This is a genomic window from Sphingomonas sp., assembly GCF_030145815.1.
Lineage (GTDB): Bacteria > Pseudomonadota > Alphaproteobacteria > Sphingomonadales > Sphingomonadaceae > Sphingomonas.
This window is the reverse complement of sequence record NZ_JAIXHL010000076.1, coordinates 1-3,138: the sequence shown is the minus strand read 5'-3', so window position 1 is coordinate 3,138 and position 3,138 is coordinate 1. Positions and strand designations below refer to the sequence as shown.

Here is a 3,138-nt window from a genome sequence, read left to right as displayed (position 1 = left end):
CGGCCACCCATAGCATACACTGTCGCTGGGTGGCCGGGTGGGGGAGCGGGCCGGTGCCGATTCAGCTCCGCTGAAAATGACTCTAGGCCCGGATCGTCCCGGCCCAGGCATAGCCGCGCAGCAGCGTCTCGAACCCGAAGTCGCGCCCCTGCTCGCGGCTGACATGGCGCAGCGCCACCGGCAGCTCGCGGCGCGGCGTCACGTGGAACCGCGCGAGCCAGCCGAACAGCATATGCCGCCACCAGCGCGGCATCCGTTCCTGCTGCCCGAAATCGACGATATGCAGCACCCCGCCCGGCGCCAGCACACGCGCGCCCTGCGCAATCGCGCCGACCCAATCAGGGATCATCGACAGCGTATAGCTCGCAAACACCCGGTCGAACGCCGCGACCCCGAACAGCGTCTGCGGGTCGAACGCCGTCGCATCGCCCTGCGCCAGCACGATCCGGTCGGTCAGCCCGGCCTTGGCGACCTTGGCGCGCGCTGTCTCCAGCATCGCTTCGGAGATATCGACGCCATAGAAACGCGCGTTCGGCCAGCGCCGGGCAGCGAGGATCAAATTGCGCGCGGTCCCGCACCCGACCTCCAGCGCCGAGCCCCCCGACGGCGGCGCGAGCTGCTCGATCAGCCGGTCGCGCCCCAGCAGGTAATATTTGCGCGTCGCGTCATAGATGTGCCGCTGCGCTGCATAGACGGCGTCCATGCGCCCGGCATGACCGGAATCCGCTGTCACGGCTTGAGGCGATAGAGATGCACGCCGCCATAAATGGCCGAACGGTCCCGCGCGGTAAAGTCGAGCGATTCGGCCTCGGCATAGTCCCAGCGGTTGAGGATCGCGTCCGGCACCCGCCCCGGCAACAATGTCGGCGCGGCGGCGGTGCGGAACAGCACCCGCGCGCCCGGTTTGGCGGTGCGCGTGATCGCGGTCCACAGCCGCGTCAGCTGCGCATCGGTCATCCAGTCCTGCGCATCGAGCAGGATGTAGCGGTCGAGCGACCCGTCGGGCATCGAGTCGAGATATTCGATGAAGTTCTGGTGCCGCACCTCGACCCGCTCCGCCCGGTCGCGGACCAGCGCGTAGTTCGCCGCGCGCAGATAGGGCGGCAGCGGCGCGTCGGCCCCCTCGCCATAGCCGCGCCCGAACGCCTGCCACGCGAAATAATTGTCCGACAGGTCGAAGTCGCACGCCAGCTTCTCCAGCCGCCCGCGCAACACCGCGCCGATCCCGCGCGGATCATCGCCCGCCAGCGCCTCATATTGCGCGGGCGGAATGCCAAGGCCGAACAGCGACGCCGGCTGGTCGATCAGCCAGCGCACGAATTTCTTGTCGAACACCGGGGCCAGCCGCGTCTCGAAAATCGCGCGCTGCTCCTCCACGCTCTTCGCCGCGAGCAGCTCGCGCGGGTCGATGCGATAGAGTTTGGCCAGCAGATGCGCCGCGCCGATGAACCCGCCGAGCAGGCCGCGCTTGTAGAAACCCCCGGCAAAGCCCTTGATCCGCCGCCGCCCGGCCAGATCGCGACCCTCCCAGTAACGACGCGTCGCATCGTCCAGATGCGGGCGCAGCCACTGCTTATAGGCCGCAACATTCTCCGGCCGGTTCGCCTGCGCAAAGAACCGGTGGAACGCTGCATGATCGGGCAGATGGATCGCCGCCGCGCGCTTGAGCTTATTGAGCGCGATATGCGCGGTGTTGAGATCGACCGCGGTGATCTTCGCCGGGTTCGCGGTCAGGTAGGATAGGACGTTGCACCCTCCGCTCGCGATCGTGACGATATGGCAATCGGGCGTAATCGCCAGCGCCTCCATATCGACCTCGGGATCTTCCCAGATCTGCGCATAGACCAGCCCGCGGAAAGCAAAGGTAAAGGCGCGCTCCAGCAGCCCTTCCTTGCTCAGATGCTCATGGCGGTGGACGGCATTGCGGACAGCCCCGTTGCGTGGCTGGCTGGCATTCGAACCCATCAAATCGGCTCCCGGGGGAACATGCTCCCCGAGGCGCGCTTATGGCGGTTACGTGTCAGCCGCGTGACGCTGACCGTCATGCAAGCGTCATGGATCAGTCGCGGCAATACCCCTCACCCGGCGCGACGATCAGGCAATCCGTCTTCCCCGCCAGCCACTTCATGCCCGTCGCGTCACCGTCGCCCGCGACCAGCTCGATCCGCGCATCACCGCGCCGGAACACGATACCCTTGGCGCTGGCCCGTCCGTCATAGGCGCCGGGCTCGGACTGGTCGAGGTTCCACTTGTTCAGGATCCGATAGCGGCCCGGTTCGGCACCCTTGGCGATCTCCAGCACCAGCCCCTCGACGCCGATCCATTTGCCGACCCATGCGTCGCGCTCGGGCGCGCGTTCGGCCAGAATGTCGCGCCGCGCCTCGCGCGTCACATTTTCGGCTACTGCTTCGGCATTGGCGATCGCATTTTCGACCAGCGCCGCTTCCTGCGCATTGTCCAGCTTCGCGCCGCATCCCGCCAGCAATGCCGCCGCACCAACCACCATCATCACCCGCACGCTTACTACTCCACTCAAGCCAGGCTCGCCCTATGGTGTAGCCATTCGCGCGCCGCTGCAATACAGAGCCGCATCGCTTCATCTCAACGCCGGAACCGTTTCTCATGCGCATCGCCATCGCCTCCGATCACGCCGCGATCGACCTCAAGGCCGCGCTGGCCGCGTGGCTGCGGGACGCCGGCCATGACGTCGCCGATCTCGGCCCGGACAGCGGCGCCAGCGTCGACTATCCCGACTATGGCTACAAGCTCGCCGCCGCGATTGCGGACGGCAGCGCGGAGCGTGGCATCGCCCTGTGCGGCAGCGGCATCGGCATCTCGATCGCGGTCAACCGCAACCCCGCCGCGCGCTGTGCCCTGGTCTCTGAACCGGTCTCCGCCACGCTCGCGCGTGAGCATAACGACGCCAATGTCATCGCGATGGGCGCGCGACTGATCGGCGTCGAAATGGCCAAGGCGTGCGTCACCGCCTTCCTCGAGACGGAGTTCGGCGGCGACCGCCATCAGCGCCGCGTCGACAAGCTGACCGCGCCAGCACTTTGAGTGAAGTGGCGGCACCGGCCCGCTCCCCCACCCGGCCACCCATAGAATACACTGTCGTTGGGTGGCCGGGTGGGGGAG

General features: G+C 67.3%; 4 protein-coding genes. 1 reads left to right on the top strand and 3 read right to left on the bottom strand.

Annotated features, from left to right (window positions below):
- Positions 1-82: 82 nt before the first annotated feature.
- The 3 genes from KYX69_RS23065 to KYX69_RS23055 form a co-directional block, all read right to left on the bottom strand.
- Positions 83-703, bottom strand: a complete 621-nt coding sequence (locus KYX69_RS23065) for a class I SAM-dependent methyltransferase (RefSeq protein WP_300501678.1) — start codon at positions 701-703, stop codon at positions 83-85.
- A 26-nt stretch (positions 704-729) separates the two neighbouring features.
- A complete protein-coding gene (locus tag KYX69_RS23060; protein ID WP_300501677.1) occupies positions 730-1,965 on the bottom strand; it encodes a DUF3419 family protein in 1,236 nt (411 codons plus the stop codon).
- 94 nt (positions 1,966-2,059) lie between these two features.
- The gene (locus KYX69_RS23055) at positions 2,060-2,536 is read right to left on the bottom strand and encodes a hypothetical protein (protein WP_300501676.1); all 477 of its coding nucleotides are present in this window, start codon (positions 2,534-2,536) and stop codon (positions 2,060-2,062) included.
- An 86-nt stretch (positions 2,537-2,622) separates the two neighbouring features.
- On the opposite strand from KYX69_RS23055, the gene rpiB reads away from it, so the two are divergent.
- On the top strand, positions 2,623-3,060 hold the full coding sequence (rpiB, locus tag KYX69_RS23050; protein ID WP_300501675.1) for a ribose 5-phosphate isomerase B: 438 nt from the start codon (positions 2,623-2,625) through the stop codon (positions 3,058-3,060).
- Positions 3,061-3,138: the final 78 nt, after the last annotated feature.